This window comes from Dongia sp. agr-C8 (assembly GCF_054658695.1).
This window is the reverse complement of sequence record NZ_BAAGHZ010000003.1, coordinates 393884-419828: the sequence shown is the minus strand read 5'-3', so window position 1 is coordinate 419828 and position 25945 is coordinate 393884. Positions and strand designations below refer to the sequence as shown.

Sequence of the window (25945 nt, the reverse complement as noted above, 5' to 3'; positions counted from 1 at the left end):
GCGTTCATGGCGGAAGACAATGTTCTTGAGCAGCTTTACCGGGTGATCCTCACCCGGCGCGGCGCCGATCCCACGCAATCGAACACCGCCAAGCTCTTCGCCAAGGGCAAGAAGAAGATCGCCCAGAAACTCGGCGAGGAAGCGGTCGAGACGCTGATCGAGGGCGTAAAAGGCGACAAGGACGGCGTCATCTCGGAATCCGCCGACCTGCTCTATCACCTGCTGGTCCTCTGGGCGGCGCTCGACGTGAAGCCCGACGAAGTCTGGGCCGCGCTCCGTGCCCGCGAAGGCATTTCCGGCATCGCCGAGAAAGCCGCGCGCGCGAAGGACTGAGCGCCACCGTCTTTCGTGTAACGGCCGGTATCATCCGCCCGATTCAATTTGACGCCCTGCGGCGCCGGCACTAAGTGCACGGCGCATACCCACTCTTGCAAAGGACGACGACGATGGAGCAGAGCCGATGTTGCGGCAATCCTCCCCTGTTGCCGTCCAAGGGGCGCGCCGCGGCTTCAATCTCCATGACCTGGTCGCCGCCGGGCTGATCCTCGCCTTTCTGCTGGCTTTCGCCGATGCCGGCCGGCATATGGCCGCGCCCATGGCGGCCGAGAGCGCGCCGATCTCGCTCTCGCCCTGGAACCTGCCGCTTTATGCGCTGCGCTCGACCATGCGGATGCTGGCGGCGATGGCGGCCTCGCTCATTTTTACCTTCGCCTTCGCCAGCCTCGCCGCAAAAAGCCGCCGGGCAGAAACCGTGCTGGTGCCCATGCTCGACATCTTGCAGTCGGTGCCGGTCTTGGGCTTCATCTCGGTCACCGTCACCGCCTTCATGGCCCTGGCGCCCGGCCATGCCTTGGGCGCGGAGCTGGCGGCGATCTTCGCCATCTTCACCAGCCAGGCCTGGAACATGGCCTTCAGCTTCTATCAGTCGCTGAAGATCATTCCCGACGATCTCAAGGAAGCATCGCGCAGCCTGCGCTTCTCCGCCTGGATGCGCTTCTGGCGGCTGGAAGTACCCTTCGCTGCCCCGGCCCTTATCTGGAACATGATGATGTCGATGTCGGGCGGCTGGTTCTTCGTGGTCGCTTGCGAGGCGATCAATGTCGGCTCGACCAATCTCCTGCTGCCGGGGATCGGCTCCTACATCGCGGTCGCCGTGGCGGACCAAGACTTGAGTGCGATCTACTGGGCGATCGCGGTGATGCTGGCAGTGATCCTGATCTATGATCAGCTCCTGTTCCGCCCGCTGGTCGCCTGGTCGGACCGCTTCCGCCCCGGGGAGGAGGACGAGACGCCGCGGCCGCGGCCTGGATGCTGACCGTGCTGCAGCGCTCCAGCCTGATCGACCACGCGAGCCGTCCCGTGCTGGCCGGCTTCGATGCCTCGCTGCGCTGGACGCGTCTCGACGCCGCGCGACAGGTCGCCGTGCCCGAGCCCGATTGCCGGCGGCCGATCGGCGACCGATTGTGGAATGCCGGCTTGATCCTGGCCGGCCTCGTCGGCCTGGGCGTCTTCGCCCTCCATCTGCACCGGACCTTTCCCGAGCGGGAGATCGTCCATGCCTTGCTGCTCGGCCTGCCGACCCTGGTGCGGGTGCTGGTGCTGATTGCGCTCGCCAGCCTGGTCTGGGTGCCGGTCGGAGTCATGATCGGGCTCCGGCCGCGCCTCGCCGCGGCATTGCAGCCGGTGGCGCAGATGCTGGCGGCCTTTCCGGCCAACTTGCTCTTCCCGCTCGCGGTCTCGGCGATCGTCGCGCTCGATCTCGATCCCGATGTCTGGCTCTCGCCGCTGATGGCGCTCGGAACCCAGTGGTACATCCTGTTCAACGTGATCGCCGGCGCTTCGGCGATTCCGCGCGACTTGAAGGACGCGAGCGGCAATCTCGGCCTCAAGGGCTGGCTCTGGTGGCGCAGGTTTGCTCTGCCGGCCGTCTTTCCCTTCTATCTCACCGGCGCGATCACTGCCTCCGGCGGCTCCTGGAACGCCGCGATCGTCGCCGAATGGGTGAGCTGGGGCGACCGCCACCTTAAGGCCCATGGCATCGGCGCCTATATCGCGCAGGCGACCGAGCAAGGCGACATGGACCGCGTGGTGCTGGGGATCGTGGTGATGATCGTCTACGTGATCGGCCTGAACCGGCTGCTCTGGCGGCCGCTCTTCGCCCTGGCCGAGCGCAAGTACCGGATGAACTGAGGAGATGTTCCATGCCTGGTGAGCGAATTCTCGCCGTCAATGGCGCCAACAAGAGCTTCCGCCGCCCGAACGGCGAGCCGCTGGTCGTGCTGGAGAATGTCGATCTCAGCCTGCGGGAGGGTGAGCTGGTGGGTCTGCTCGGCCGCTCCGGCTCCGGCAAGTCGACCCTGCTGCGCCTGATCGCCGGTCTTTCGCGGCCCAATGGCGGCGCGCTGGAATACCTGGGGAAGCCGGTTCAGGGTCCGCTGCCGGGCATCGCCATGGTGTTCCAGAACTTCGCGCTCTTCCCCTGGCTGACCGTGCTGGAGAATGTCGAGATCGGCCTCGAGGCGATGGGCGTCGCGGCCGCGGAGAAGCGCAGCCGCGCGCTGGCCGCGATCGACATGATTGGCCTCGACGGCTACGAGAGCGCCTTCCCGCGCGAGCTCTCCGGCGGTATGCGCCAGCGGGTTGGCTTCGCCCGCGCCGTGGTCACGCACCCCAACATCCTGTTGATGGACGAGCCCTTCTCGGCCTTGGACGTGCTGACCGCCGAGACGTTGCGCACCGACTTCCTCGACCTCTGGTCCGAGGGCCAGCTGCCGATCAAGGCCGTGGTGCTGGTGACCCACAACATCGAGGAAGCGGTGCAGATGTGCGACCGCATCCTGCTCTTTGCCAGCAATCCCGGCCGCATCCTGCTGGAGCTGAAGGTGGACCTGCCGCATCCCCGCAACCGCCAGGATCCCGCCTTCCGCGCCCTGGTCGAAAAAATCTATGTGGCGATGACCGCACGCCAGGACCCGGTCGCAGCGCTCGCCCGGGCGGAGAAATTCCCGGGCACGGGTATCGCCACCATCCTGCCGCGGGTCTCGACCAATCTCTTGGCCGGCATGGCCGAGGCGGTGGCGGAGAGGCCCTATTCCGGCCGCGCCGACCTGCCCGAGATTGCCCGCCAATTGCAGCTCGAGATCGACGAACTGTTCCCGGTCGCCGAGACGCTGCAGATGCTGCGCCTGGTCGAGCTCGAGGGCGGGGATATCCGCCTGACCGAAGCCGGCCGTCGCTTCGCCGAGTCCGAGATCACCGAGAAGAAGCGGATCTTCGCCCAGCATTTGATCGCCTATCTGCCGCTGGCCGCGCATATCCGGCGGGTGCTGGACGAGCGCCCGAACCGCGCGGCGCCGAAGAGCCGATTCAGCGAGGAGCTGCAGGACCATATGACGCGGGAAGCGGCTGAAATGACTCTGCGGAGCGTGATAAACTGGGGCCGCTTCGCCGAAATCTTCGCCTATGATGACGACGCGCAGCGCTTCACCTTGGAAAATCCGAGCTGACGGTTATGGGGGCCGCCATGAGCTACGACATGAACAACATCTTCGCCAGGATCATCCGCGGCGAGATTCCGAGCGACAAGGTTTATGAGGACGAGCATGTCCTCGCTTTGAAAGACATCCGTCCCCAGGCCAAGGTCCATGTCCTGATCATTCCCAAAGGACCCTACGTCTCCGCCCAGGACTTCTCCGAGAAGGCCTCGGATGCCGAGCTCGCCGCCATGCACCGTGCGATCGGCAAGGTGGCGAAGGCGGTGGGTGTCGCGGTGACCGGCTACCGCGTCATCGCCAATACCGGCGCCGACGGCCGGCAGGAGGTGCCGCACTATCACATCCATATCCTCGGCGGCCAGAACATGGGCCGGATGGTCGCGCTGGACTGATTGCACCCATACATTTCTCCACTTCCCCTCACATCAGCTGTGAGGAAACCTCTATTGCCGGTCGGCGCCGCGCTTGCGATGGTCCGGCCGTCTTCGGGACGGGGAGGATGAGATGCATCGGCTCTATGACAGCGCGATTTCCGGCAACGCCTACAAGGTGCGGCTGCTGCTGCATCATCTCGGAATTCCCTTCGAGCGGATCGAGTTCAACGTCGATGACGGCTCGACCCGGACGCCGGAATTCCTGAAGATCAATCCCAACGGCAAGGTGCCGGCGCTGCAATTCCCCGACGGCCGCGTGCTGTTCGAATCCAACGCCATCCTCTTCTACTTGGCACAGGGCACGAAATACTGGCCGAGCGATCGCTGGGACCAGGGCCAGGCGATGCAGTGGATGAATTTCGAGCAATACAGCCACGAGCCGACCATCGCCGTGGTCCGGCACTGGGTCGCGCATCTCGGCAAGACGCCCCAGAACGAGCCGCTGTTGCCGGCCAAGATCGCCGGCGGCGAGCGCGCGCTCGGCGTGATGGAAGGACATTTGAGGAATCATCGCTGGTTTGCCGGCAATGATTACTCGATCGCCGACATCGCTCTCTACGCCTACACCCATGTTGCCGAGGAGGGCGGCGCCTTCGAGCTCAGGCGCTATCCGGCGATCCAGGACTGGCTCGGTCGCGTCGCGGCACAAGGCCGGCATATCGCGATCACCGACTGAGGCCCCAGCCGGCGCCTTGGCCTCTATGGCTGCTCGGCAATCCTGTAGTTCACCAGGATGTCGCGGTTGTCGGCGAACATCACGCATTCGCCGCCACCACGCTTACGGCAGCGATTCATTGCGCCATTGGCATAGGCCGGACCGCCGTAGCAGGAGTCATATTCGCAGAGACTGTAGTTGAACTCGTCGGTCTGCCCGTTGGTCACGTGCATGACGAAGGCGCCGGGACGCGTATTCCCGATCATCGAGAGATAGGTCTCGAACTCCTTCCATTCCACCCCACGGACGATCAGGACCTTGCCTTCCGGCGCGTCGTAGGGACTGGGGAAGGAGGAGGCACAGGCCGTCAGCAGGCCCGACAGGATCAGGGCGCCGAGAATGCGCAGCATCGGGAAATTTCCTCGGTCGATCCGCGGGCTATTCGCCCATGACCTTGTAGTTGACGACGACGCTGCCGCTGTTGGCGAACAGGATGCATTCGTATTCGGCGCCGTAGCTCCTGCAGCCGTCCATCGCCTTCTTGCTGTAGTTCGCCGACAGGCAGCTGGTGCCCGGGCAATAGTAGTAGTAGGCCGAGGACGCGACGCCGTTGTAAACCGCGACGACGAACAGGCCGCGGTTCACGCCGCTGATCTTAGTGAGATATTCCTTGTACCAGCCCCAGACCTTCTGGGTGACCAGCAAGGTCTTGCCGTTGCTCCCGGCATATTCGCCACTCAAAGGAGACGCGCAGGCAGTCAACAGCAGCCCGGCAGCCAGCACGGCGGCAATGCGCAACATTTCAGCTCTTTCCTTATGGTGGATTCATGTGCCGTGACGCGCCGGCGCGCGCAGCACTTACTCTTCGATCTTGTAGTTCACCAGAATCCGGTCATCGATGGCAAACAGCACGCATTCGCCGCCTTGGCGGCAGCGCCGCATCACCTCGGTGGCGGTGTTGCTGCCATAGCAAGCGTCGATCGGGCAGGAGCTGCTGGCCCAGCCGTCGCTGTGGCCCTGATTGACGCCCATGGCAAAGGCGCCATCCCGGGTGCTGCCGATGTCGCCCAGATACTTCTGGAAATCCGCCCAGTGGTCCTTGCTGACCAGCAAGACCTTGCCGTCCGGCTTGTCATACTCGCTCTTGTAACCGCTGACGCAGCCGCCGAGAAAGATCGCCGCCACCAGGGTGAGAACACCCACGCGCGCGGCCGGCCGTGCCGCCCGCATCGCGGCGCCCACAAATTCCAGCATCCTAACCCCACTCCCCACGCGAACTCGACTGAGTACATTACTACTCAGGCGCGCCGGAAGATCAAGCGCGGATAAAATCCTAGGTTGTAACGAGTGCCTTGATCGGCGCGGCTATTTCAGGCCGATCGCCCGCAGGATCCGGCCGACGCCTTTCTTCTTCGCCGCGGCCCGCTCGTCTTTGAAGCGGCGGTTGCGGCTTTCGGAATCCGCCACCTTGAAGCAGGTCTCGAACGGCTGCCGGTGCCGGCCGATCATCGTCTGCAGCGTCTCGAGGTCGGCTTCGATCTCGGCGCGGGCGAAGCTCTGGCCGACGCCGTCGTAGTATTTGTTGAAGATCGGCATGATCTCGGCCCAGAAGGCGTTCTGCCGGATCTGCGCCTGGGTGTCGTTGTCCTGGGGGGCCACCGCGCTCGAGGCATGGCCGCGCCACCAGTTCAAGGCGCCCTTGGGGTCGCCCGAGGGGTAATGGCCGATCGTCTCCCACCAGAGCTCGGCTCTCGCCGGCGGATCGATCTCCAGGAACTGCCAGATGTCCCGCACCACGCTCGCGTTCTTCTTCAGAAAGGCTTCCATCCGCACGTGGTAGATGCGTGGGATCAGGAAGCTCTCGACGAAATGCTTGGTATACTGGGTCGCGAACGGGACCACGTCGACGTCGAGCGGGAACCAGGCGCGCACGGAATCCTTGGCGATCCATTCGGGCAGCCGCCGCACGCTGTAGATGACCCGGGTATCCTTGAAATCCTTCGCGTAGTTCGAATCGATCCCGACCAGCTTGTCGCCGAAGCATTGCCTGGCGAAGCCGTGGGCGCGCAGGATTTCGTGAGCCCGGCGGTAGTTCTCCAGCTTGTCGGCGCCGGCCGGACGGAAGAAGCAGGACAGCAGCTCGGGTTGCGCCTTCACCAGCTTGGTGCCGTAGCGCGAGACATGGCTGTTGTTCAGCAGCACCTCGCACATCATGAAGACGTCGGGATGGCTGTTCAGCATGCCGCAGAGCGAGGTCGTGGCGGTCTTGCCCGCGCCCAGGATGAACGCCAGATCGCGATTCTTGCTTGCGCTCATCGGGCGCTGTCACTCCCAAGCTCGATCGGCGGTCCGCGCCGAGGGTCCGGCTGGGAATAGCGAGGGGGCGTCAGCCTGTCAATCGGCGCGACGCCGCGACCTCGACGGGAGGCGGCGGGGCAGAGCCGGCGCTAATTGATGTTCTCGACGATCTTATAGTCGACCAGGATGTCCGAGCTGTGGGCGAACAGGATGCATTCCACGCCCGGGCCGTAGCTCCGGCACTCGTTCATCAACTTGTTGTGCCGGCTGCCGCCCATGATCAGGCAGCCCGCCGCCGGGCAGTAGCCGGCGGTATAGCCCAGCGCCACGCCGTCAACTGCGGCGACGACGAAATCGCCGGGATTGGTGCCGCTGATGAGGGAGAGATATTCCTGATAGCCCGCCCAGACGTCCTTGGTGACCGAGAGGGTCTTGCCCTTGCCGCGCGCATAATCGCCGCTCAGCGACGATGCACAGCCGGCAAGCAGCACCGCAACCAGCGCGGCGCCCAGAATACGCAACATGGATGATATCCCCACGAAGATGCCTCGAAATCCGATACTACTTCAGGCCCTCATGGGGTCAAGCCGGATTAAATCCCCGGTTGTGGCATTCGTGGTTAAACCGGCGGGGCGCCTTGTCGCAGGGTGGTTAAGGACGTGTGCGGTTGGCTAGGCCTTGGCCGAGGAGAAGATCAGCTTCAGCCCGAGCGCGCCCATGACGCCGGCCGCGAAGCGGTCGACCCAGGTCTTCCAGCGCAGATAGGCGGCGCGCGGCCTCCGGAGCGAGAAGACCAGGGCCACGATCATGTACCAGCCGGTCTCGATCGCCATGATCACCGGCGGCAGCACCAGATAGCTCCAAGTCGGCAGGTCTGCCGGAAGCAGCGCGAAGACACTGCCGTAGAAGACCAGGGTCTTCGGGTTGCTGAGCTGGGTCGCAAGCCCCAGCAGTAAGCTCTTCAGGACCTGCGGCCGCGCCGCGGCGCCGGCCTCGGCGATGAAGGGCTGCCGGGCGCCCAGCCACATGCGCAGGGCGAGATAGAGCAGGTAGGCGCCGCCCGCGACCTTGAAACCGAGATAGAGCCAGGGCGCCTGGGCGAAGACCGCACGCATGCCGAGCAAGGCGAGGGTGCAGAAGATGACGCCGCCAATTCCCATGCCGAAGGCCGCCGCGACACCGTCGGCGCGGGAGCGGGCCAGGGCGGTGCGCATCACCATGACGAAGCTCGGCCCGGGGCTGGCGGCGCCGACCGCGATGGCGCCAGAAATCGCGAGAATGGCGAGGGTCGGCGTCATCGTCTCCTCCGCGGATTACTTGTAGGGATCGGCCGCGTCGCGGAGGCCGTCGCCCATGAAGTTAAAGGCGAGCACCACGATGATGACCGGAACGATCGGCAGCATCAACCAGGGATACAGCGCCACCACCTGGATATTCTGCGCTTCGTTGAGCAGCACGCCCCAGGAGACGATCGGCGGCCGGATGCCGAGGCCGAGGAAAGAGAGCGCAGTCTCGCCGAGGATCATGCCGGGGATCGCCAGGGTCGCCGAGGCAATGAGATGGCTCATGAAGCTCGGCATCAGGTGGCGGAAGATGATGCGGCCGGGGCTGGCGCCCATCAGCTCGGCGGCGACGCAGAAATCCTCCTCGCGCAAGGAGAGCAGCCGCGAGCGCACTGCGCGGGCCAGGCCGGTCCAGTCGATCAGGCCGAGGATGATGGTGATGCCGAAATAGATCAGCAGCGGCGACCAGTTCACCGGTAGGATCGCCGCCAGCGCGAGCCAGAGCGGCAGATGCGGGATCGAGCGCAGGATCTCGATCGCGCGCTGCACCAGGTCATCGACCCAGCCGCCGTGATAGCCGGCCAGCCCGCCGAGCAGCATGCCGAGCACGAAGGAGACCGTCACGCCGACGAGGCCGATGGTGAGCGAGATCCGCATGCCGTAGAGGATTCGCGAGAACATGTCGCGCCCCAGCCGATCGGAGCCCAAGAGAAAGAGGGTGCCGCCGTTGGGCGGACAGAAAAGGTGGGTCTGTCCCTCGATCAGCCCCCAGAACTTGTAGCTGTCGCCGCGGCAAAAGAAGCGGATCGGCTGCGGCTTCTCGGGGTTCGGCGTATAGACGCGCTTCAACGTCTCCATGTCGAGCTTGTAGTCATAGGCATAGACGAAGGGCCCGATGAACTCGCCTTTGTCGAACAGGTGGACTCGCTGCGGCGGCGCGAAGATCGAATCGACGTTGCGCGAATGAAGATTGTACGGCGACAGGAACTCGACGAACAGGATCGCGACATACATCACCGCCAGCACGATCGCGGAGACCACCGCCAGCCGGTGCTTCTTGAAGCGGAGCCACATCATCCGCCATTGCGAGGCGAGATAGATCTTCTCCTGCTCCGGCGTGACCACCTCGACCGAATAGGGATCGAAGGGCGCCTGCGAGACGCTGTGCTTCAGCGGCTGGGGATCGGCGTTCATCTCGATCATTTGCCGCCCCCGGCGCCGAAGCGGATTCGGGGATCGAGCAGGGCGAGGGCCAGATCGGAAACGAAGATTCCGATCACCGTCAGCAGCGCCATGAACATCAGGAAGGAGCCGGCGAGGTACATGTCCTGGGATCGCAGGGCCGCGAGCAGGATTGGCCCGGTAATCGGCAGCGACATTACCACCGAAACCACGACCGACCCGGAGATGAGCTCCGGCAGCAGGCTGCCGATGTCGGCGATGAAGGGATTGAGCGAGATCCGCAGCGGATATTTCACCAGCAGGCGGAACGGCGGCAGGCCCTTGGCCCGGCCGGTCACCACATACTGCTTGTTCAGCTCGTCGAGCAGATTCGCGCGCAACCGCCGGATCATGCCGGCGGTGCCCGGCAGTCCGATCACCAGCACCGGCACCCACATATGCTCCATCAGCGAGGCGAACTTGCCCCAGCTCCAGGGCTGGTCGATGTATTGCGGGTCGAGGAGCCCGCCGACCGAGGTGCCGAACCAGATGTTGGCGAAGTAGAGTAGCACCAGGGCGATCAGAAAGCTCGGCGTGGCAAGGCCGAGGTACCCCAGGAAGGTGAAGACATAGTCGAAGAAGCCGTATTGATGGGTCGCAGAATAGACCGCGATCGGGAAGGAGACGACCCAGACGAACAAGATCGAGGCGATCGAGATCAGCACGGTGAGGCTGAGTGCATCGCCGATCACCTCGGTCACCGGCAGCATATGCTCGAAGGAATAGCCCATGTCGCCGAAGATCAGCCCGCCGCCCTCGTGCTTCAGCCCATCCCAGTTGCCGAACATCCAGTGCAGATATTGCAGGTAGAACGGCTGGTCGAGGCCGTAGGTGTGACGCAGGAACTCGATCTTGTCGTTGTTCACGTTCTCGCCGCGCGACTGCTGCTCGGCGATCATGCTTTCCAGGAAGTCGCCGGGCGGCGCCTGGATGATCGCAAAGACCAGGAAGCTGATCACCAGCAGCGTCGGTATCATCACGAACAGCCGCTGGACCAGATAACGCAGCATCGAATCCCCTAGACCAAGTCTCTTAACGCACGCACCGGCACTCCCCTGCCGGCTTCTCCGACTACTTCTCCGCCACCGGACTGAGCGGGCCGGGCGCGTCCAGCCAGAACGTGTCCGGCTTGTAGACGCCGAAACTCGCGCCCGGCTCGAAAGCCCACATGCCGCGCTCCGGCACATTCTTCAGATGCCGCGAGACGACCACCGGCTGCGGAATTCCGGCGACCGTGCCGATTGTATAGACCTGGTCCGCCCAGATCGACAGGATCTGTCCCCAGATCTGAGCGCGCGCTGCGCTGTCTCCCGCGCGGCGCCACTGGCCCATCAGGTCCTGCAGCTTCGTCGCTTCCGGCAGGTCGACCTTCTGACCGTCCTCGCCGCCAGTTTCCAGATACTGGCCCCATTTCGGCCACTGGTATTGTTGCTGCGTGGTCGGGGTGAAGTCCTGCGGGCTCATATCGGCGGAGGGGAAGCCATTGTCGATGCCGTTCGACAGCGACATCTGCGCGTCGCCGGAGAAGATCCGGTTGCGCATGACCTCGATCTGCGAGGGCTTGGGATAGAGATCGATGCCGATCGTGTGCCAAGTGTCCTTGATCAGCTCCAGCACGTCGGTCGCCTCGGTGGAATCGCCGGCGATGTCGATGATGATCTGCGCGGGCCTTCCGTCCTTCAGCAGGCGGATGCCGTTCTCGTCGCGCTCGGTGAGGCCGATCTGGTCGAGCAGGCGGTTGGCCAGCACCGGATCGAAATTGGCCCAGGCGTTGCGATATTCCGGCTTGAACAGCGGGCTCGCCGGAATGAGCGTGTTGCCGCCCTCGTTGCCGAGGCCGAAATAGATCGCTTGATTGATCTCGTGGCGGTCGATGCCGAGCGAGAGGGCACGGCGGAACCGCACGTCGCGCATCAGCTCGCGCCAGACATCGTCGTTGGTGTTGAGGTTGGGAAAGAGCGCGAGATTGCTGCCGCGCCCGTCGTCCCAGAGCCGCACCCAATAGGTGCCGCGTTTCTCGCCGACCTTGAGGAAGGTGTAGTTGTCGAACCGGAGATAGCGCGCCTGGAGATCGGTCTCTCCGGCGCCGGTCTTGGTCGGGATCAGCGAGGAGGCCGCCACGTCGACGATCAGCTGGTCGAGGTAGGGGAGCTGATGCCCCGCCTGGTCGACCCGGTAGTAATAGGGATTGCGGGTGTAGACGAAGCGCTGCGCCGGCGGCTTGGTGCGCAGGACCCAGGGATCGAGGGTCGGGAGCTTCGGGTTGTCGTTGCGCCCCATATTGTCACGCCGGTTGTGCAGGCCGGCCCAGCTCGGCTGCTCGGCATCCTTCACTGCTTCGGCCAGCTTCTCCGGGTCGGCGTACTTGGCGTGGAATTTCTTCAGGTAATGAGACGGGCGGTAGATGTAGAGCGGCGCGGCACCCGCAAGCTTCGGCAGGAAGTCGGCGTTGGGCGCGTCCCAGGAATAGCGCACGGTGGTCTCGTCGAGGAACTCGACCACCGGGGGCTTGCCGTTGACGATGAGATCCTTCGGCGGACCGGAGGGCGAGAGCTCGGGATTGTTGGCGACGTCCTCCCACCAATAGCGGAAGTCCTCGGTGGTGAAGGGCTTGCCGTCCGACCACTTCATCCCCTTGCGCAAGTGCAGCGTGAAGACCTTGTCGTCCTTGTCCTCGTAGCTCTCAAGGATGTCGGGCTGCAGCTTGTAATTCCGGTCGTAGCAGACCAGGCGCGCGTAGGAGTAGTAGGAGATCTGCCGGTTGTCGCGGGCGCTGGCCAGCAGCGTCTTCAGCTCGCCGCCCTGCTGGCCCTGCTCCGGCATCGTGGCGACGGCCGGATGCTCGGGCAGCCGCTCGGCGATCGGCGGCAGCTCGCCTTCCTGCTCGTCCTTGGCAAAGTAGGGCGGGCTGATCCAGTCGGCGCTTGCGGCGCTTGCGGCGAACAGCAGGCCTGCGGCGAGAACGAGCGAACGGAGCTTCATGCCGCGCTCCGGATGCTGATCGCGGCGCGCACCCAATGATCGTCGCCGATATCGACCAGGCTCGGCTGGTTGTCGGCATCGATGGTGAAGGGTGCGGGCCAGGCGGCCGGTACCGAGGCCTTGCCGCCCATCAGCTTCTCGAAGTCGAGGCGATGGGTGAGCGAGGGATCCGGCACCGCGGCCAGGAGGGCCTTGGTGTAGGGATGCACCGGGTTCTTGAACAGGCTGGCCGCCGGCGCCAACTCGACCACGCGGCCGGCGCACATCACCATGATACGGTCGGCGACGTAATCCACCACCGCGAGATTGTGCGAGATGAAGATATAGGTGAGCCCGAGCCGCGCCTGCAAATCCTTCAGCAGATTGAGGATCTGCGCCTGAATCGATACGTCCAGCGCGGAGACCGGCTCGTCGCAGATCAGCAGGTCGGGCTTCAGGGCCAATGCGCGCGCAATGCCGATGCGCTGGCGCTGGCCGCCGGAGAAGCTGTGCGGATAGCGGCGCAGGTGCTTCACGTTCAAGCCCACCAGCGACATCAGCTCCTTCACCATCTCGATCCGCTCTTTCGGCGTGCCGACGTTATGGATCACCAGCGGCTCGCTGATGATGTCGAGCACGGTCATGCGCGGGTTGAGGCTGGCGAAGGGATCCTGGAACACGAACTGGATCTTCTTGCGGAACTCGCTCAACGGCCGGCCTTGCAAGCGCAGCACATCGACCAGCTTGCCGTGGTCGTTGTAGCGGATCACCCCGGAATCGGGATCGATCGCGCGCATGATCAGCTTCGAGAGCGTGGTCTTGCCGCAGCCGGATTCGCCGACCAGGCCCAGGCACTCGCCGCGCTTCACTTCGAAACCGACATCGGCGACCGCATGGATGACGCGATCGCCGCCGCCCATCCAGCCGCCCTTGCGGATGCGATAGGTCTTGGAGATGCCTTCGATCGAGAGCAGCGGCAAGTCGACTTCCGGTCCATCCTTCGGCAGCGCCTTCGCGTCCGCGAACATGCCGGTCGGCTTGGATTTGATCTCGCGGATCGGCGTCAGGCGTTCGCCGGGCTCCATGCCGAAGCGCGGCACCGCCTTCAGCAGCGCCCGCAGATAAGGATGCTCCGGGTGGGTGAAGATGTCCTGCGCGGTGCCGGATTCCTGGACCTCGCCGTGATACATGACCACGACCTCGTCGGCCATGTTGGCGACAACGCCCAGGTCATGGGTGATCATCAGCATCGCCATGCCGAGCTCGGCTTTCAGATCCGACATCAGCTTCAGGATCTGCGCCTGCAAGGTGACGTCGAGCGCGGTGGTCGGCTCGTCGGCGATCAGCAAGGCCGGCCGGCAGACCAGAGCCATGGCGATCATGGCGCGCTGGCGCAAACCGCCGGAGAGCTCGAACGGATAGGTCTTGAGCGCGCGCTCCGGATCCGGAAAGCCGGTCAGGCGCAGCATCTCGAGCACCGCCGCAGTACCCTCGGCCTTGCTCACCTGGCGATGGAGGTGCAGCGCTTCGCCGATCTGGTCGCCGACCGTGTGGACCGGCGACAGCGAGGTCATCGGCTCCTGGAAGATGATCGAGATCGAGCCGCCGCGCAGCTTCTGCATGACCGCGCCGTTGCGCGGCTGCTGGGCGATGTCGAGGACGCCTTGGCCCCCTTCTTTTCCAAGGCGCGCCGAGTCATCGAACAGGATCTGGCCACCAGTGATGTTCGCGACCTTGGGCAGGATTCCCATGATGGCCTGGGCGCAGACCGACTTGCCGGAACCGGATTCGCCGACCAGTGCCACGGTCTTGCCCTTGGGCACCCGGAATGAGACGCCGCGCACGGCAGGAATGACGATGCCGTCGAGGACGAAATCGACCTTGAGGTCCTTAACGTTCAGGAGATCGGTCACGCAGCGTCCACCTTGACGCCGATCGCGTCCATGTTCTCGATGGTGATCTGGTCCAGTGGCAGATTCGCCTGCTTGGCCGCATAGGCGGCGCGCGCGACGATGTCCGCGAAATGCGGCAGGGTGGATTCGATGTCGATCTTTTGCTTGCCAGACTTCAGCGTCAGCGTCATCCACCCATCCTTACGTTTGCGCCGCGTAGAATAGTAGCGCAGCGCCATCTCCTCGAGTCCACTCCAGGCGATGTTCTTCTTCGGCCAGGGCATGCTGTGCAGCCCCTCTTCGTCGAAGCGGATCCGGCTCGCATGCCGCAATGCGGTATTGGCCAGCCAGACCAGGAACAACACGGCAAGGCCGAGGATCACCCAGAAGATCGGCGTATCGGCGTCGATCGACTGCATGATCACCACGCTGATGCCGAGGCCCAAGATCCCCCGCAGGTAGTCATAGACCAGGCTTGAAACCGGATAGCGCAGCTCGACCATGTTATGCGTCGGATCCCGAAAGCTTCCCTGTTGGGGTGTTACCCCCCATGAACGCGGCAGACGGGTCGAGCAGACGTGCTGCCGCTTGATTCGCAAGGAAATCTCGCAGTTTCTCGAGAAAACGCCAAGTGGCCGGATCATGAACAAGATGATGGCTCAAGATCCCGGTCGGCTCGTCGGCATCGGCTTCGCCCAGGCGCCGTGCCCGGAGATGGCCGATCAACAGGTCGAGACAGGCGCCTTCCCCCAGAAATCCCCCCGGCGGGCCATTCTTGCCCCGCCAATCCATAACGTCGACATGTGTGTTCACCTGGTTCACCCCATGGACCGCGCGCGCGGTCCGCGGGAGATAGCGGGTCAGCCCTATAAAGCCGATCGATTGCAGGATTGCGACGGCCCGGCCGCCGATCCGGTTCCAGGGCGGCGTCAGAACCGGCAGGAACTGGTCCCCGAACGCAGCGGAAAGCTTTCGGAACCCAGCCGAAAGATCCTGCGCGATCTGTTGGCTGTCCCGTTCGTCTGGAAACTCGCTTTTCCGACCGCCTTCGGGGGTATGGTTGCGGTGCTGATAGCCGTGCTGCAGCACCACCGTCCCCGGGCTTTGCCGCAGCCGCGGCGCGAGGTCCGGTTGCAGGCCGGCCGGGATGACCGCGAGGCAGATCGGCCCGTCCGCGATCCGCAGCAACTGGTCGAGCGCCGGCGTCGCCGCAACGGCGTCGTCGTCCCGCCACCACCAGGTGGCCGTCCGTCCTGCTGCGCCCCAAATGTCGCATTCGCGCGCCAGATCGCCCCAACCGGTCACGCCGCCCTCTTTGCCAAGGCGTCGAGGATAAGGGCGGCGGATTGCCGGGCACCATCGAGATTGATGGTAAAGGGTGGGATCGCCATCACAGACGCGCGGTCGATCTCCTCCGCCAGCCGCATCGGATCGAGCGCCGGCGCGGGGAGCAGGCGCAACAGGCCTTTCTCATGCAGCAGCCGCGCCCGGTCGGTCTGCTCGCTCTCAGCCCCTTCGGCAAAGGGCACGACCACCGCCGGGGTCCGGGTCGCCAGGATCTCCAGCACGGTGTTATAGCCGCCCTGCGAGACCGAGACCCGGCAGCGCGAAAGCAGCTCCTTGAAGTCGGTGCGGAAGCGTTCGACGATGAAGCCCTGTGCTTCTTGCTCCAGTTGCTCGAACGCCGCCTGCGGAAGATTGCCGCCGGTGATCAGCCGCCAGGGCCGCGCCCGCTCGAACGACAAGGCGCGCGCAGCCAGCGCGGCCTTCAGCAACGGCTGCCCCACCGCGCCGCCGCCGGCGGAGATCAGGATCTCGCCCGCGCTCCGGTCGGCCGAGGCCGTCGACAGCTTCGCCTCGGTGACATAGCCGGTGTAGCGGATCAGGTCCTGGATGGTCGCGGCCAGGGGAAAGGTCGCCTCGAAGGGAACGAGGTTTGGGTCGCTGTGCACCAGCACCAGGTCGTAGAAGTCCCGCGCGGTCTCGGCCATCTCCTCGGCGCGGCCCGGTTTCTGCTTGGCAACCAGGATGTCCCGTACCGAGCTGGCGATCAACGGCGGGCCCCTTCTGCTGCGCGCCGCTTCCAGCAAGGGCTTAAGCTCGAAGCGGAACGGCCGCCGGCCGAATGGATACATCTCGGTGATGAGCGCGTCGGGCGCCGTTTCGGCGAAGAGCTGCAGCAAGGCGTCGCGCCGGCGCGCCCGCCAGGCCTCGTCGATGGCGTTGCCGTGCTCATCGAGCAACGCCGAGAAACTGGAATCCGCTGCCCGCGCCGCCGCCAGCCGAACGACTTCGACGCCGCGCTGCGCCAACGCGGCCTCCACCTGCGGCACCGGCACGCCGCCGGTCGCCAGCACCACCCTCGCGCCACGCTCCTGCAGCACGCCGGCGATCGCGGCGGCGCGCTGCAAATGCCCGATGCCCAGCAGATGCTGGACATGGATGAGCACGCGCGGCGTCATTTCGGCGCCGCCAGCAGCGACACATTCATCTTCTCGACGCGGATCTTCCCATCCGCGTCGAGCCGGAAGAGATGCGCGCTGTCCGCCTTGATCTTCACCGGCGGCTTGCCGAGGAAGCTCCAGCCGGTCGCCAGCGAGAGCAGGGCGCGCAAAACCGCCTTATGCGTGACGATGACCGTCGGCACGCCCGCCGCCGCAATCTCGCTCAGCAACGGTTGAAGGCGCGCCTGGACCTGGCGCGGCGTCTCGCCGCCGGGTGCGCTGAAATCGAGGCCGAGGCTCTCGCGCTCTGCCGCTGCGGCCCCCGGCGTCGCCCGCAGTTCGGTCAGGGACCGTCCTTCCCAGGTGCCGAAATCCATCTCCATCAGCCGCGGGTCCAGCGCGATCTCGCGTCCCGGGAACAGCAGCCGCGCGGTCTCTTGCGCGCGTTTCAAGGGACTGGCCAGCACGCGATGGGCGGTCCAGCCGGGATCCGGCCGCCAGGCCTTCGCTGCGGCGATGCCGTCCGCGCCAAGCGCGACATCAGTCCGCCCCTGCAGTCGCCTCGCGGCATTCCATTCGGTCGGCGCGTGGCGAATCGCGACCAGCGGCAAGCCCGCTTCGGACCCAGGGGCCGTCATTTCCCGATGGTCTTCCTGATACTGGAAATGAGCGTCCGCGCGGCGCCGGCGATGTCATGCCTGGCGAGTGCATTGGCCCGCGCCGCCCGGCCCGCCAGGGCGAGCGGGGCATCGAGCGCAAAGTCGAGATCGGCGCTGAACTCGGTGGCATCGCCCGGCTTGGAGAGCCAGCCGGTCTTGCCGTCGACGATGATCGCCGGCACGCCGCCCCAGGCGCCGGCCACCACCGGGAGACCGCAGGCCTGGGCTTCGAGCAGCGCCATGCCGAAGGCCTCGTTGACCGCGGGCCAGACGCAGAGATCGCAGGCGACGGCGATTTCCGGCAGTTTCTCGCGCGGCCTGGCGCCCAGCAGGAACACGCCGCCCGCCACCGGCTTGAAGGCGCGCTCGACCTCGGCCCGCGCCTCGCCGTCGCCGACGATCAAGAGCTGCCAGGGCCGGTCGAGATGCTGCAAGGCCTGCGCCAGCAACCGGTAGGAGGCGAGCTTGTCGCCCTTGCGCATCATGCCGATCGCCAGCAGCCAGGGCTCGTCCGCGTTGAGGCCGTGGTCGTGCGCCAGCTTCGCCCGCATCGTCGCGCGCGCCGGCAGTCGCTTGGTGAAGTCGGCGAGGTCGAGGAAGGGCGCGAGGTCGATCAGCCGGCGCTTGCCGACCAGAGGCTCGAGGCAGCCCCGATCGATCGGATTCAGGCAGAAAACTCCATCGGCGGCCCGGATCGCGGCTTCCGCCGCTTCATGGCTGAAGGCATAGGGGCCGTCGGCGCGCTTGGGCGCATGGCTCGCCTCGGCGAGGAAGTAGGGGATTTCGAGCGCCCTGGCGACTTCCGGCCCGATCCAATCCACCGCCTTGTAATAGAGGTGATAGGTGAACCAGGCCTGCGGCCGCTGCCGCTTCGGCCGCGCGCGGTACTTGGCGATCAGGCGCTTCGCCGCGGCGCGGCCCTTCTTGGCCATCGCCTGCTGGGCGTCGAGGCTCGGCTCGGCGATGCGGCTGCGGATGCGGCTGGCGATCTCGACCGTGGCACCGCCCTGCTTCATCGCCGCCACCAGCAGACGCGCGATGGTCCGGTCGCCCGAGGGCACCGGATGATCGGGGGCTTTCAACGGCGCATAGAAGGCGATCCGCATGGCCGCACTCTACAGGTGCGACCCGCATTGCGCCAAGCCGAGAGGATCAGTTCCGGATGCCCCGCAGCCGTTCCTGCCGGCGGCGCAGCAGCTCCAGCGAGGTCAAGAGCGCAACCGAGACCAGGATAAGCAGGGTGGCGGCGGCGGTGATCGTCGGGTTGATGTTCTCGCGGATCCCGTTGAACATCTGCTTCGGGAGCGTGCGCTGCTCCGGACTGGCCAGGAAGACCGCGACGATCACCTCGTCGAAGGAGGTGACGAAGGCGAACAGCGCGCCCGAGATGACGCCGGGCAGGATCAGCGGCATCACCACCTTGAAGAAGACGGTGTGCGGCGGCGCGCCCAGGCTGGCGCCGGCCCGCATCAGGTTGTAGTCGAAGCCGCTCAAGGTCGCGGTCACGCTGATCACCACGAAGGGCGCCGCCAGCGCGGTATGCGCCAGAATGAGGCCGATCGGCGCCCAGGTGATGTTGAGGATGCCGAGCGAGACGTAGAAGAAGTACATGCCGACCGCGCTGATGATCACCGGCACGATCATCGGCATCAGCAGCATCGCAATGATCGCCGCCTTGCCACGCATGTTCAATCGCGAAAGTCCGAGCGAGGCCAGGATGCCGAGCGTGGTGGCGAGGATGGTCACCGAGCAGGCAATCTGCAGGCTCATCACCACCGAATCCATCCAGCGCGGGTTGGTGAAGAACTCGCGGTACCACTGCAGGGACAGCCCGGGCATCGGATAGGTGAAGTAGGACTCCGAGTTGAACGAGAGCGGCATGATCACGATGATCGGCGCGATCAGGAACAGCAGCACCGCGGCGCAGATCAGTCGGTGCGCCACATGCCAGGTGCGTTCGGCGGGCGATGCGTAAGGACTGAGGGCCATTCCTACCCGAGCCTGATCTTGTCGATGCCGACGAGGCGATTGTAGATGAAATAGAGGATCAAGGTCGCGGTCAGCAGGATCGCGCCCAATGCCGAGGCCTTGCCCCAGTTGTTCTCGCTGTTCATCGCCCGGTCGATGATGCCGGAGACCATCTGGTCGGTCGGCCCGCCGACCAGGGCCGGGGTGATATAGTAGCCGAGGCAGAGGATGAAGGTGAGCAGGCAGCCGGCGGCGATGCCCGGCACGGTCAGCGGAAAATAGATCTTCCAGAAGGCATGGAACGGCCCCGCGCCCAGCGAGCGCGCGGCGCGCACGTAAGAGGGCGATATGGTCTTCATGACGCTGTAGATCGGCAGCAGGGTGAAGGGCAGCTGGATATGCGTCATCGCCACCACCGTGCCGAAGCGGCTGAAGATCAGCGGCAACGGCTCGTCGGTGAGATGCAGGAATTGCAGCGCGTCGTTGATCGTTCCGTTGTCCTGCAACAGCACGAACCAGGCCGTGGTCCGGACCAGCAGCGAGGTCCAGAACGGCAGCAGCACCAGGATCATCAGGAGGTTGCTGGTCCGGGTCGGCAGGTTCGCCAGCAGATAAGCCAGCGGGAAACCGAGCAGCAAGGTCGCGACCGTCACCGTGATGCTGATGTTCAAGGTCCGGAGATAGAGCGTGATGTAGATCGCGCGCTCTTCCGGGGTGGAGACCAGATTGCCGTCGGCGTCCTGGCCGAGGTCGAGCGCATCCAGCAGGTAGAAGCTGGTATAGCTCGCGCTCGCGCGTTTCAGCACCGCCCAGGTGTCGCGTTCGCCCCAGATCTTGTCGATGCCGATCATCGCTTCTTTGTAGGGGCCCTGGGTCAGCTGCGCGGCCTTGCGGCCGCTGACCAGGATCTTACTGCGGATGGCGGAGATCTCGTAATTCAGCCGTTTGCCGATCAGCGCGATGGATTTCTCCTTCTGGGCGGCCGCGAGGTCGGCGGCGAGCGCGGCAAAGGCCGCCTCGCCCGGGACTTCCTTGCCGTCCCAGTCCGCCAGCGCTGCCACGGTGTTCGGCATCAGCTTGTGGATCGACGGATCGTAGACCGCGTTGCGCAGCAGGTCGCCGATCGGAACCACGAAGGAGAGCAGGATGAACAGGAACAGCGGCGCGACCAGCGCCAGCGCGCGCACCCGGCGCTTGCGTTCGACCGCCCGCAGGCGCCGCTTCAGCGCGTCACGGTCGGTGGCGATATCCAGTCCGATGTTCTCGGTGACGGCGGTCATGCTTGCGCGCTTGAACAAAAGAAAGGAGGGAGCGTTGCCGCCCCCTCCCGGTGGTCAGGCTACTTCGCCAGCCAGGCGTTGAAACGCTCGCGCAGCTGGTCGCCGTTGTCCGCCCAGAACTGCGGATCGACGTAGAGCACGTTCTTCATGTTGTCCGGCGCGGTCGGCAGATCCGGCAGCACCGTCGGATCGATCTTCGGGCCGGCGTCCTTGTTGGCGGGACCGTAGGAGATGTACTTGGTCTGCTCCGCCATCGGGTCCGGCTGACTCGACCAGGCGATGAATTTGTAAGCGGCGTCAAGGTTCGGACCGCCCTTCGGCATCGCCCACCAATCCCAGTCCGGGGCCTGCGCGTCCCAGACGATCTTGAACGGCTTCTTGTCCTTCTTCACCGCATCGAAGAAGCGGCCGTTCCAGTCCGAGGCGATCACCACCTGGCCGTCGGCCAGGAGCTGGGGTGGCTGCGCGCCGGATTCCCACCACACCACCTGGCTCTTGATGGTGTCGAGCTTCTTGAAGGCGCGGTCGACGCCTTCCGGCGTGTTCAGCGTCTTGTAGATATCGGCCATCGGCACGCCATCGGCCAGCAGCGCCCATTCGAGATTCACGAACGGATTCTTCTGCAGCGCCCGCTTGCCCGGGAACTTCTGGAGATCGAACAGATCGTTGATCGTGGTCGGGCCTGGGTTCAGCTTGGTCGTGTCATAGGCGATGACCGTCGAATAGAGGATGTTCGGCACCGCGCAATCCACGATGTCGCCGCCGATGAACTTCGAGCGGTCGAGGCCGAGCTTGGCCCAATCGATGGTCTCCAGCGTGCCTTCGGCGCAGGCCGCCAGCGCGGTCTGCGTGTCGACGTCGACCACGTCCCAGGTCACGCTCTTCGACTCGACCATGGCGCGGATCTTGGCGATTTCGCCGTTATACTCGCCCTCGTTGATCTTGGTGCCGGTCTCCTTGGCGAAAGGCTCCATGAAGGCCTTGCGCTGGCTCTCCTGATAGGCGCCGCCCCAGGAAATCACGGTCAAGGTGTCTTCGGCCGATGCTTGCTTCGGCACCGAGATCGCCGTGGCGGAAACACCCGCCAGCAGCGCGGCGCAAAGCCATGGTAATGCTTTCATTCCCTCTCTCCCTGTTATGCCGGATTGCTTCCGGCGGTTGCTTGTCTACGCCCTCAAAGATTCACGAAACGAAAGGCTCACTGCGCGGCGTCCAGCGCGCGGCAATCCTCTTTCTTCCAGCCGACCGAGATCGAGGCGCCGGGCACGAGATCCGGCGCGCCGTCGGCATTCGGCACCTTGATGATGAACTCGCTGTTGCCGCAGACCGTCGCCCGCACCCGGGTGAAGTCGCCGAGATAGATCAGCTCCTCGACCTTGGCCTGGAACACGTTGGCGCAATGACCGTTCACGGGATTGAGCCGGACCCGCTCTGGCCGCAGCGAAAGCGTGGTCGGAGCGCCGACACCCTCGACCTTGACCGGCACCGCTTCGATCTTGCCGCCGCCCTCGATCTCGACCTGGCAGCCGCTGCCGTTCATCGCCACCACCTTGCCTTTGATGCGGTTGTTCTCGCCGATGAACTGGGCGACGAAGGAATTCTGCGGCCGCTCATAGAGGTCGTCGGGCCTGGCCAGCTGCTGTATCACCCCGTCGTTGAACACCGCGACCCGGTCCGACATGGTCAGCGCTTCGCTCTGGTCGTGGGTCACATAGACCACGGTGACGCCGAGATTGCGGTGGATATGCTTGATCTCGAGCTGCATCTGCTCGCGCAGCTGCTTGTCCAAGGCACCCAGCGGCTCGTCCATCAGCACCAGCTTCGGCTCGAACACCAGCGCGCGGGCGAGGGCGACGCGCTGCTGCTGGCCGCCGGAAAGCTGTGCCGGGCGGCGCTTTCCGAGATGCGAAAGCTGCACCATGCCGAGCGCGCGCTTGATCCGGGCCTCGACCTCGGCCTTGCCGACCTTGCGCACGTTCAGGGGGAAGGCGAGGTTCTCTTCCACCGTCATGTGCGGGAACAGTGCGTAATTCTGGAACACCATGCCGATGTTGCGCTTGTGCGGCGGCACGTGGTCGATGGGGGTGCCGTCCAGGAAGATGCGGCCATGGGTCGGCACTTCGAAGCCGGCCAGCATCATCAGGGTGGTGGTCTTGCCCGAGCCCGAGGGGCCCAGCAGAGTCAGGAATTCGCCGGCCCGGATGTTGAGGTCGAGATTTTTGACGACCAGGGTTTCGCCGTCATAGGTCTTCTGCACGCCGACGAATTGAACGTAGTCCTCTTTACCGCCACTCGTCCTGACCTCGGCCATCGTTCGATGCGTGCCCCCTTATGCCCCGCTAACGTCGATGCGAATGCGGCCGCCCGCGGCGCGGATCGAAGATCCGTTCCGGACGCCCCAATGCACAGCGAAGGCGGGCGATCTGCTGCAATGTCACTCCCCGGAAGCCCGGGCCTCAACCTGTCAGAACTTTATAGGCGACCGGCGCCATTTAATTCAGCCGCTCCGGTCGGCGTGGTCATTGCCTTCGATATTGTCTGACCACACAATTGACTCAACGCTATGTTACCGTTTGAATGGAGTCAACGCTTAATGAAACTCCTGTCTCGCAGGCGCGAACCATTCGAAGAAATGGTGCGATTTGTCGAGATAGGCGGACGGTGCGTCGCCGCAAAGCTCAGAACACCCAATATGACGCGGCGTCCAGATATCCGGCCATACAACTTGCGAAATCAGGGGCGGGGTTGAATGGAAGAACTGGGAATTTCATTTCGGTCGGGGCTCGGGGAGCCGATTGCCGAGCCGCCGATCTATCGGCGCATCGCGGATTCGATCGCGGCGCGAATCGCGCGTGGCGAGCTCGAGCCCGGCGATCGGCTGCCGAACCACCGCGACCTCGCGACCGAGTTCAAGGTCAACGTCACCACCATCACCCGCGCCTTCCACACGCTGAAGCGTCGCGGCCTGGTGGAGACGCGGCCAGGACGCGGCACGGTGATTCTCGATTTCCGCAACGGCGCGGGCCGTTTCCAGTCCAATCCCTCCGACGAGCGCGGCGTGATCGATCTCTCGGTCAACCGCCCTGCGACCGCGGGCTATCTCGACGCCTTGGCCGACGTGATGCCGCGCCTGGCGCGCGACCGGCGCTACGCGAGCCTGAAGGATTACCAGCCGGCCGAAGGGCCGATCTGGCTGCGCGAGGCGGCGGCGCTGTGGATGAAGGACTTCGTGCCGGCTGCCGATGCCTCGTCGCTCTTCGTCGGCATGGGCGCGCAGCATACGCTTGCCTGCGTGCTGGCCAGCGTCTCGCGGCCCGGCGACGTGGTGATTGCCGACGAGGTCACCTACATGGGCCTGGTCGCCATCTGCCGCGCGCGCGGCCTGATCCTGCGCGGCCTGCCGATGGACGAGCACGGCATGCGGCCCGATGCTTTCGACGAGGCTTGCCTCCGGTGGCAGCCGCGCCTGGTTTTCGTGATGCCGAGCCTGCACAACCCGACCGCCATCAGCATGCCGGAACCGCGCCGGCGCGCGCTCGCCACCATCGCGCGGCGGCACAACGTTCTCATTCTCGAGGACGACGTCTACGCGCCGCTGGTGGAAGAGCGGGCCCCTGCCTTCGCCGCCCTGGAGCCGGAGCTCACCGTGCATATCGCCGGCCTGTCGAAATGCGTGGCGCCGGGCCTGCGGATCGGCTTCGCGCTGACGCCGCGCGCGCTCGCCGCCGACGTGGTCGCCGCCTTCCGGGTCGATTGCTGGAACATCTGCCCCTTGTCGGCGCTGACCGCGACCATGCTCATGGAAGCCGGCGCGGTCGAGAGCATCATCGAATCGCAGAAGCAGGAGCTGTTCGAGCGGCAAGCGCTCACCTCGGCGATGCTGGCGGGCTACGATCTGCGCAACCAGGCCTATGCGCCGCATGCCTGGCTCAACCTGCCGGCTTCCTGGCGCGAACGCGACTTCGCCCAGGCCTGCGCCGAACGCGGCGTCCTGGTGATGCGCGCCGACCCCTTCTCGATCGGCCGCGACGAGCCGCCCAACGCGGTGCGGCTCAACATCGCCGCCGCCAGGACCCGCGACGATCTCCGCGCGGCGCTCGGCACCATGCTGGAACTGCTCGGCGCGCCGCCGCAGTAAGCTATTTGAAGCGACGCTCGAGATCGGCGATGCCGCGGTCCATGGCGAACAGCGTTCGCACCCGCTGGTAACCGGCGGCCGCCAACCGCTCCCGCAAGCCTGCATCCCGCAACAATCGCTCGATCGCCCGTGACAAGGCTGGCGCGTCATCGGCCGGCACCAGCGCGCCGGTCTCGCCGTCGATCACCAGCTCCGGGATGCCGGCGAGGTTGGTGGCGATGACGGGGAGACGCTGGCTCTGCGCTTCCATCAGCACGTTGGGCAGGCCGTCGCGATCGCCGTCCTCGGCGATCCGGCTGTTCAGGATGAAGAGATCGGCGCCGCGATACTCCTCCAGCACGGTCTCCTGCGGTCGCGCACCGAGCCAGGTGATGCGCCCGGCAATACCCAAGGCCTGTGCCTCGGCCTGCAACTCGTCCTTCAGCGGTCCGCCGCCGACATGGCGCAAATGCCAATCGAGATCCTTCGGCAGCTTGCCGAGCGCTTCGATCAGCCCCGCATAACCCTTCTTCGGCACCAGCCGCCCGACCGAGAGCAAGGTGAACGATCCTTGTGTCTTCGCCGCCCGGCTCCGCGGCTCTGGAAAGCGCGAAAAATCGAGGCCGTGATAGACCAGCGCCGTCTTCTCCGGCGCCGGCGCCAACGCGGCGAGCGCGCGGTGCCCGGTCTCGGTGCAGGTCACCAGCCAGTCCATCGAGGCGAGCTTCTCGCGCTTCTCCCAGTCCGGCGTGATCCAGATGTCCTTCGCATGCGCGGAGGTGCTCCAGGGTATCCCGGTCATCAGATGCGTGTAATACGCCACCGAGGCCGGCGTGTGGATGAAATGCGCATGCAGCCGCTTCGGCCAGCCGGCCGGATCGCCGAGTTCGCCCGCCAGCACGCAGGCCTGGCCGAAGCGCCGGCCGCGGTTGGTGGTGAAGTCGCGTCTCAAGTCCGCGATCCACTGCCGGAAGGCGCGAGCATATCCGGGCAACCGCCGCGCCTGCCACCAGCCGCGCAGCACACGGAGCGGCTCCTGATGGAGATACTCCGGCAGATACGCGACCGGCGCGGTGATCTCGCGGTGCACCGGATGCACGTGCTTGTCGGTTGGGAAGCGCAACGAGACGATTCGGATCTTGATCCCGCGCTGCTCCAGCGCTCGGATCTCCTGGGCGATGAAGGTCTCCGAAAGGCGCGGATAGCCCTTGAGGATGAAGATGATCTCGTCGGTCATGA

The 25945-nt window shown here is 65.2% G+C and carries 27 protein-coding genes; 7 read left to right on the top strand and 20 right to left on the bottom strand.

Annotated elements, in window-relative coordinates:
- Positions 1–6 precede the first annotated feature (6 nt).
- From ACYQ4T_RS16145 to ACYQ4T_RS16120, 6 genes are all read left to right on the top strand, one after another.
- Positions 7–333, top strand: coding sequence for a phosphoribosyl-ATP diphosphatase (locus ACYQ4T_RS16145; protein ID WP_459856117.1), 327 nt, complete (start codon positions 7–9; stop codon positions 331–333).
- A 127-nt stretch (positions 334–460) separates the two neighbouring features.
- The gene (locus ACYQ4T_RS16140; protein ID WP_459856115.1) at positions 461–1315 is read left to right on the top strand and encodes an ABC transporter permease subunit; all 855 of its coding nucleotides are present in this window, start codon (positions 461–463) and stop codon (positions 1313–1315) included.
- Positions 1309–2190, top strand: a complete 882-nt coding sequence (locus ACYQ4T_RS16135) for an ABC transporter permease subunit (RefSeq protein ID WP_459856112.1) — start codon at positions 1309–1311, stop codon at positions 2188–2190. The genes ACYQ4T_RS16140 and ACYQ4T_RS16135 overlap by 7 nt, the downstream gene beginning before the upstream one ends.
- 11 nt (positions 2191–2201) lie before the next feature.
- Positions 2202–3506 (top strand): ABC transporter ATP-binding protein, encoded by a 1305-nt coding sequence (locus ACYQ4T_RS16130; RefSeq protein ID WP_459856109.1) that lies wholly within the window; start codon positions 2202–2204, stop codon positions 3504–3506.
- Positions 3507–3523: 17 nt separating this feature from the next.
- Positions 3524–3886: a histidine triad nucleotide-binding protein gene (locus ACYQ4T_RS16125; protein ID WP_459856107.1), complete on the top strand. Its 363-nt coding sequence runs from the start codon at positions 3524–3526 to the stop codon at positions 3884–3886.
- Positions 3887–3998: 112 nt separating this feature from the next.
- Positions 3999–4604, top strand: a complete 606-nt coding sequence (locus ACYQ4T_RS16120; protein ID WP_459856104.1) for a glutathione S-transferase family protein — start codon at positions 3999–4001, stop codon at positions 4602–4604.
- A 23-nt stretch (positions 4605–4627) separates the two neighbouring features.
- Here the strand turns inward: ACYQ4T_RS16120 and ACYQ4T_RS16115 are convergent, their stop codons facing one another.
- From ACYQ4T_RS16115 to ACYQ4T_RS16025, 19 genes are all read right to left on the bottom strand, one after another.
- Positions 4628–4993 carry a hypothetical protein gene (locus ACYQ4T_RS16115; RefSeq protein ID WP_459856101.1) on the bottom strand — a complete coding sequence of 122 codons (366 nt, stop codon included), beginning with the start codon at positions 4991–4993 and terminating at the stop codon, positions 4628–4630.
- Between the two features lie 28 nt (positions 4994–5021).
- Positions 5022–5384, bottom strand: a complete 363-nt coding sequence (locus tag ACYQ4T_RS16110) for a hypothetical protein (RefSeq protein WP_459856098.1) — start codon at positions 5382–5384, stop codon at positions 5022–5024.
- A gap of 57 nt (positions 5385–5441) precedes the next feature.
- Positions 5442–5837 carry a hypothetical protein gene (locus tag ACYQ4T_RS16105; RefSeq protein ID WP_459856096.1) on the bottom strand — a complete coding sequence of 132 codons (396 nt, stop codon included), beginning with the start codon at positions 5835–5837 and terminating at the stop codon, positions 5442–5444.
- 111 nt (positions 5838–5948) lie between these two features.
- A complete protein-coding gene (locus ACYQ4T_RS16100; RefSeq protein WP_459856093.1) occupies positions 5949–6899 on the bottom strand; it encodes a hypothetical protein in 951 nt (316 codons plus the stop codon).
- Positions 6900–7030: 131 nt separating this feature from the next.
- Complete coding sequence (locus ACYQ4T_RS16095; RefSeq protein ID WP_459856091.1) at positions 7031–7405, bottom strand: hypothetical protein; 375 nt, start codon at positions 7403–7405, stop codon at positions 7031–7033.
- A gap of 147 nt (positions 7406–7552) precedes the next feature.
- Positions 7553–8179 (bottom strand): LysE family translocator, encoded by a 627-nt coding sequence (locus ACYQ4T_RS16090; protein WP_459856088.1) that lies wholly within the window; start codon positions 8177–8179, stop codon positions 7553–7555.
- Between the two features lie 15 nt (positions 8180–8194).
- The gene (locus tag ACYQ4T_RS16085; protein WP_459856085.1) at positions 8195–9367 is read right to left on the bottom strand and encodes an ABC transporter permease; all 1173 of its coding nucleotides are present in this window, start codon (positions 9365–9367) and stop codon (positions 8195–8197) included.
- Positions 9364–10395 carry an ABC transporter permease gene (locus tag ACYQ4T_RS16080; protein ID WP_459856082.1) on the bottom strand — a complete coding sequence of 344 codons (1032 nt, stop codon included), beginning with the start codon at positions 10393–10395 and terminating at the stop codon, positions 9364–9366. The genes ACYQ4T_RS16085 and ACYQ4T_RS16080 overlap by 4 nt, the downstream gene beginning before the upstream one ends.
- A 61-nt stretch (positions 10396–10456) precedes the next feature.
- Positions 10457–12367 carry an ABC transporter substrate-binding protein gene (locus ACYQ4T_RS16075; protein WP_459856080.1) on the bottom strand — a complete coding sequence of 637 codons (1911 nt, stop codon included), beginning with the start codon at positions 12365–12367 and terminating at the stop codon, positions 10457–10459.
- A complete protein-coding gene (locus tag ACYQ4T_RS16070) occupies positions 12364–14259 on the bottom strand; it encodes an ABC transporter ATP-binding protein (RefSeq protein WP_459856077.1) in 1896 nt (631 codons plus the stop codon). Before ACYQ4T_RS16070 ends, ACYQ4T_RS16075 begins: the two co-directional genes overlap by 4 nt.
- On the bottom strand, positions 14256–14741 hold the full coding sequence (locus tag ACYQ4T_RS16065) for a hypothetical protein (RefSeq protein ID WP_459856075.1): 486 nt from the start codon (positions 14739–14741) through the stop codon (positions 14256–14258). Before ACYQ4T_RS16065 ends, ACYQ4T_RS16070 begins: the two co-directional genes overlap by 4 nt.
- A 1-nt stretch (position 14742) precedes the next feature.
- Positions 14743–15543 carry a polysaccharide deacetylase family protein gene (locus tag ACYQ4T_RS16060; protein ID WP_459856073.1) on the bottom strand — a complete coding sequence of 267 codons (801 nt, stop codon included), beginning with the start codon at positions 15541–15543 and terminating at the stop codon, positions 14743–14745.
- Positions 15540–16700, bottom strand: a complete 1161-nt coding sequence (locus ACYQ4T_RS16055; RefSeq protein WP_459856071.1) for a glycosyltransferase family protein — start codon at positions 16698–16700, stop codon at positions 15540–15542. Before ACYQ4T_RS16055 ends, ACYQ4T_RS16060 begins: the two co-directional genes overlap by 4 nt.
- Entirely contained in the window at positions 16697–17320 is a 624-nt protein-coding gene (locus tag ACYQ4T_RS16050; protein WP_459856069.1) for a histidine phosphatase family protein, read from the bottom strand. The genes ACYQ4T_RS16055 and ACYQ4T_RS16050 overlap by 4 nt, the downstream gene beginning before the upstream one ends.
- Entirely contained in the window at positions 17317–18447 is a 1131-nt protein-coding gene (locus tag ACYQ4T_RS16045) for a glycosyltransferase family 4 protein (RefSeq protein ID WP_459856067.1), read from the bottom strand. The genes ACYQ4T_RS16050 and ACYQ4T_RS16045 overlap by 4 nt, the downstream gene beginning before the upstream one ends.
- A 46-nt stretch (positions 18448–18493) precedes the next feature.
- Positions 18494–19330 carry an ABC transporter permease gene (locus ACYQ4T_RS16040; RefSeq protein WP_459856065.1) on the bottom strand — a complete coding sequence of 279 codons (837 nt, stop codon included), beginning with the start codon at positions 19328–19330 and terminating at the stop codon, positions 18494–18496.
- 2 nt (positions 19331–19332) lie between these two features.
- A complete protein-coding gene (locus ACYQ4T_RS16035) occupies positions 19333–20589 on the bottom strand; it encodes an ABC transporter permease (RefSeq protein WP_459856063.1) in 1257 nt (418 codons plus the stop codon).
- A gap of 59 nt (positions 20590–20648) precedes the next feature.
- Positions 20649–21710 carry an ABC transporter substrate-binding protein gene (locus ACYQ4T_RS16030; protein ID WP_459856060.1) on the bottom strand — a complete coding sequence of 354 codons (1062 nt, stop codon included), beginning with the start codon at positions 21708–21710 and terminating at the stop codon, positions 20649–20651.
- A 77-nt stretch (positions 21711–21787) separates the two neighbouring features.
- Positions 21788–22900, bottom strand: a complete 1113-nt coding sequence (locus ACYQ4T_RS16025; protein ID WP_459856057.1) for an ABC transporter ATP-binding protein — start codon at positions 22898–22900, stop codon at positions 21788–21790.
- 438 nt (positions 22901–23338) lie between these two features.
- Here ACYQ4T_RS16025 and ACYQ4T_RS16020 point away from each other — a divergent pair, with 438 nt between their 5' ends.
- A complete protein-coding gene (locus ACYQ4T_RS16020) occupies positions 23339–24727 on the top strand; it encodes an aminotransferase-like domain-containing protein (RefSeq protein WP_459856054.1) in 1389 nt (462 codons plus the stop codon).
- Between the two features lies 1 nt (position 24728).
- On the opposite strand, the gene ACYQ4T_RS16015 is transcribed toward ACYQ4T_RS16020, so the two are convergent.
- Entirely contained in the window at positions 24729–25943 is a 1215-nt protein-coding gene (locus tag ACYQ4T_RS16015) for a glycosyltransferase family 4 protein (RefSeq protein ID WP_459856051.1), read from the bottom strand.
- Positions 25944–25945 lie beyond the last annotated feature (2 nt).

Bases quoted from the DNA above. Each gene is read 5' to 3' on its own strand.
- ACYQ4T_RS16145 (WP_459856117.1), top strand. From the start codon at position 7: ATGGCGGAAGACAATGTTCTTGAGCAGCTTTACCGGGTGATCCTCACC.
- ACYQ4T_RS16140 (WP_459856115.1), top strand. From the start codon at position 461: ATGTTGCGGCAATCCTCCCCTGTTGCCGTCCAAGGGGCGCGCCGCGGC.
- ACYQ4T_RS16135 (WP_459856112.1), top strand. From the start codon at position 1,309: ATGCTGACCGTGCTGCAGCGCTCCAGCCTGATCGACCACGCGAGCCGT.
- ACYQ4T_RS16130 (WP_459856109.1), top strand. From the start codon at position 2,202: ATGCCTGGTGAGCGAATTCTCGCCGTCAATGGCGCCAACAAGAGCTTC.
- ACYQ4T_RS16125 (WP_459856107.1), top strand. From the start codon at position 3,524: ATGAGCTACGACATGAACAACATCTTCGCCAGGATCATCCGCGGCGAG.
- ACYQ4T_RS16120 (WP_459856104.1), top strand. From the start codon at position 3,999: ATGCATCGGCTCTATGACAGCGCGATTTCCGGCAACGCCTACAAGGTG.
- ACYQ4T_RS16115 (WP_459856101.1), bottom strand. From the start codon at position 4,993: ATGCTGCGCATTCTCGGCGCCCTGATCCTGTCGGGCCTGCTGACGGCC.
- ACYQ4T_RS16110 (WP_459856098.1), bottom strand. From the start codon at position 5,384: ATGTTGCGCATTGCCGCCGTGCTGGCTGCCGGGCTGCTGTTGACTGCC.
- ACYQ4T_RS16105 (WP_459856096.1), bottom strand. From the start codon at position 5,837: ATGCTGGAATTTGTGGGCGCCGCGATGCGGGCGGCACGGCCGGCCGCG.
- ACYQ4T_RS16100 (WP_459856093.1), bottom strand. From the start codon at position 6,899: ATGAGCGCAAGCAAGAATCGCGATCTGGCGTTCATCCTGGGCGCGGGC.
- ACYQ4T_RS16095 (WP_459856091.1), bottom strand. From the start codon at position 7,405: ATGTTGCGTATTCTGGGCGCCGCGCTGGTTGCGGTGCTGCTTGCCGGC.
- ACYQ4T_RS16090 (WP_459856088.1), bottom strand. From the start codon at position 8,179: ATGACGCCGACCCTCGCCATTCTCGCGATTTCTGGCGCCATCGCGGTC.
- ACYQ4T_RS16085 (WP_459856085.1), bottom strand. From the start codon at position 9,367: ATGATCGAGATGAACGCCGATCCCCAGCCGCTGAAGCACAGCGTCTCG.
- ACYQ4T_RS16080 (WP_459856082.1), bottom strand. From the start codon at position 10,395: ATGCTGCGTTATCTGGTCCAGCGGCTGTTCGTGATGATACCGACGCTG.
- ACYQ4T_RS16075 (WP_459856080.1), bottom strand. From the start codon at position 12,367: ATGAAGCTCCGTTCGCTCGTTCTCGCCGCAGGCCTGCTGTTCGCCGCA.
- ACYQ4T_RS16065 (WP_459856075.1), bottom strand. From the start codon at position 14,741: ATGGTCGAGCTGCGCTATCCGGTTTCAAGCCTGGTCTATGACTACCTG.
- ACYQ4T_RS16055 (WP_459856071.1), bottom strand. From the start codon at position 16,700: ATGACGCCGCGCGTGCTCATCCATGTCCAGCATCTGCTGGGCATCGGG.
- ACYQ4T_RS16050 (WP_459856069.1), bottom strand. From the start codon at position 17,320: ATGACGGCCCCTGGGTCCGAAGCGGGCTTGCCGCTGGTCGCGATTCGC.
- ACYQ4T_RS16045 (WP_459856067.1), bottom strand. From the start codon at position 18,447: ATGCGGATCGCCTTCTATGCGCCGTTGAAAGCCCCCGATCATCCGGTG.
- ACYQ4T_RS16040 (WP_459856065.1), bottom strand. From the start codon at position 19,330: ATGGCCCTCAGTCCTTACGCATCGCCCGCCGAACGCACCTGGCATGTG.
- ACYQ4T_RS16035 (WP_459856063.1), bottom strand. From the start codon at position 20,589: ATGACCGCCGTCACCGAGAACATCGGACTGGATATCGCCACCGACCGT.
- ACYQ4T_RS16030 (WP_459856060.1), bottom strand. From the start codon at position 21,710: ATGAAAGCATTACCATGGCTTTGCGCCGCGCTGCTGGCGGGTGTTTCC.
- ACYQ4T_RS16025 (WP_459856057.1), bottom strand. From the start codon at position 22,900: ATGGCCGAGGTCAGGACGAGTGGCGGTAAAGAGGACTACGTTCAATTC.
- ACYQ4T_RS16020 (WP_459856054.1), top strand. From the start codon at position 23,339: ATGGAAGAACTGGGAATTTCATTTCGGTCGGGGCTCGGGGAGCCGATT.
- ACYQ4T_RS16015 (WP_459856051.1), bottom strand. From the start codon at position 25,943: ATGACCGACGAGATCATCTTCATCCTCAAGGGCTATCCGCGCCTTTCG.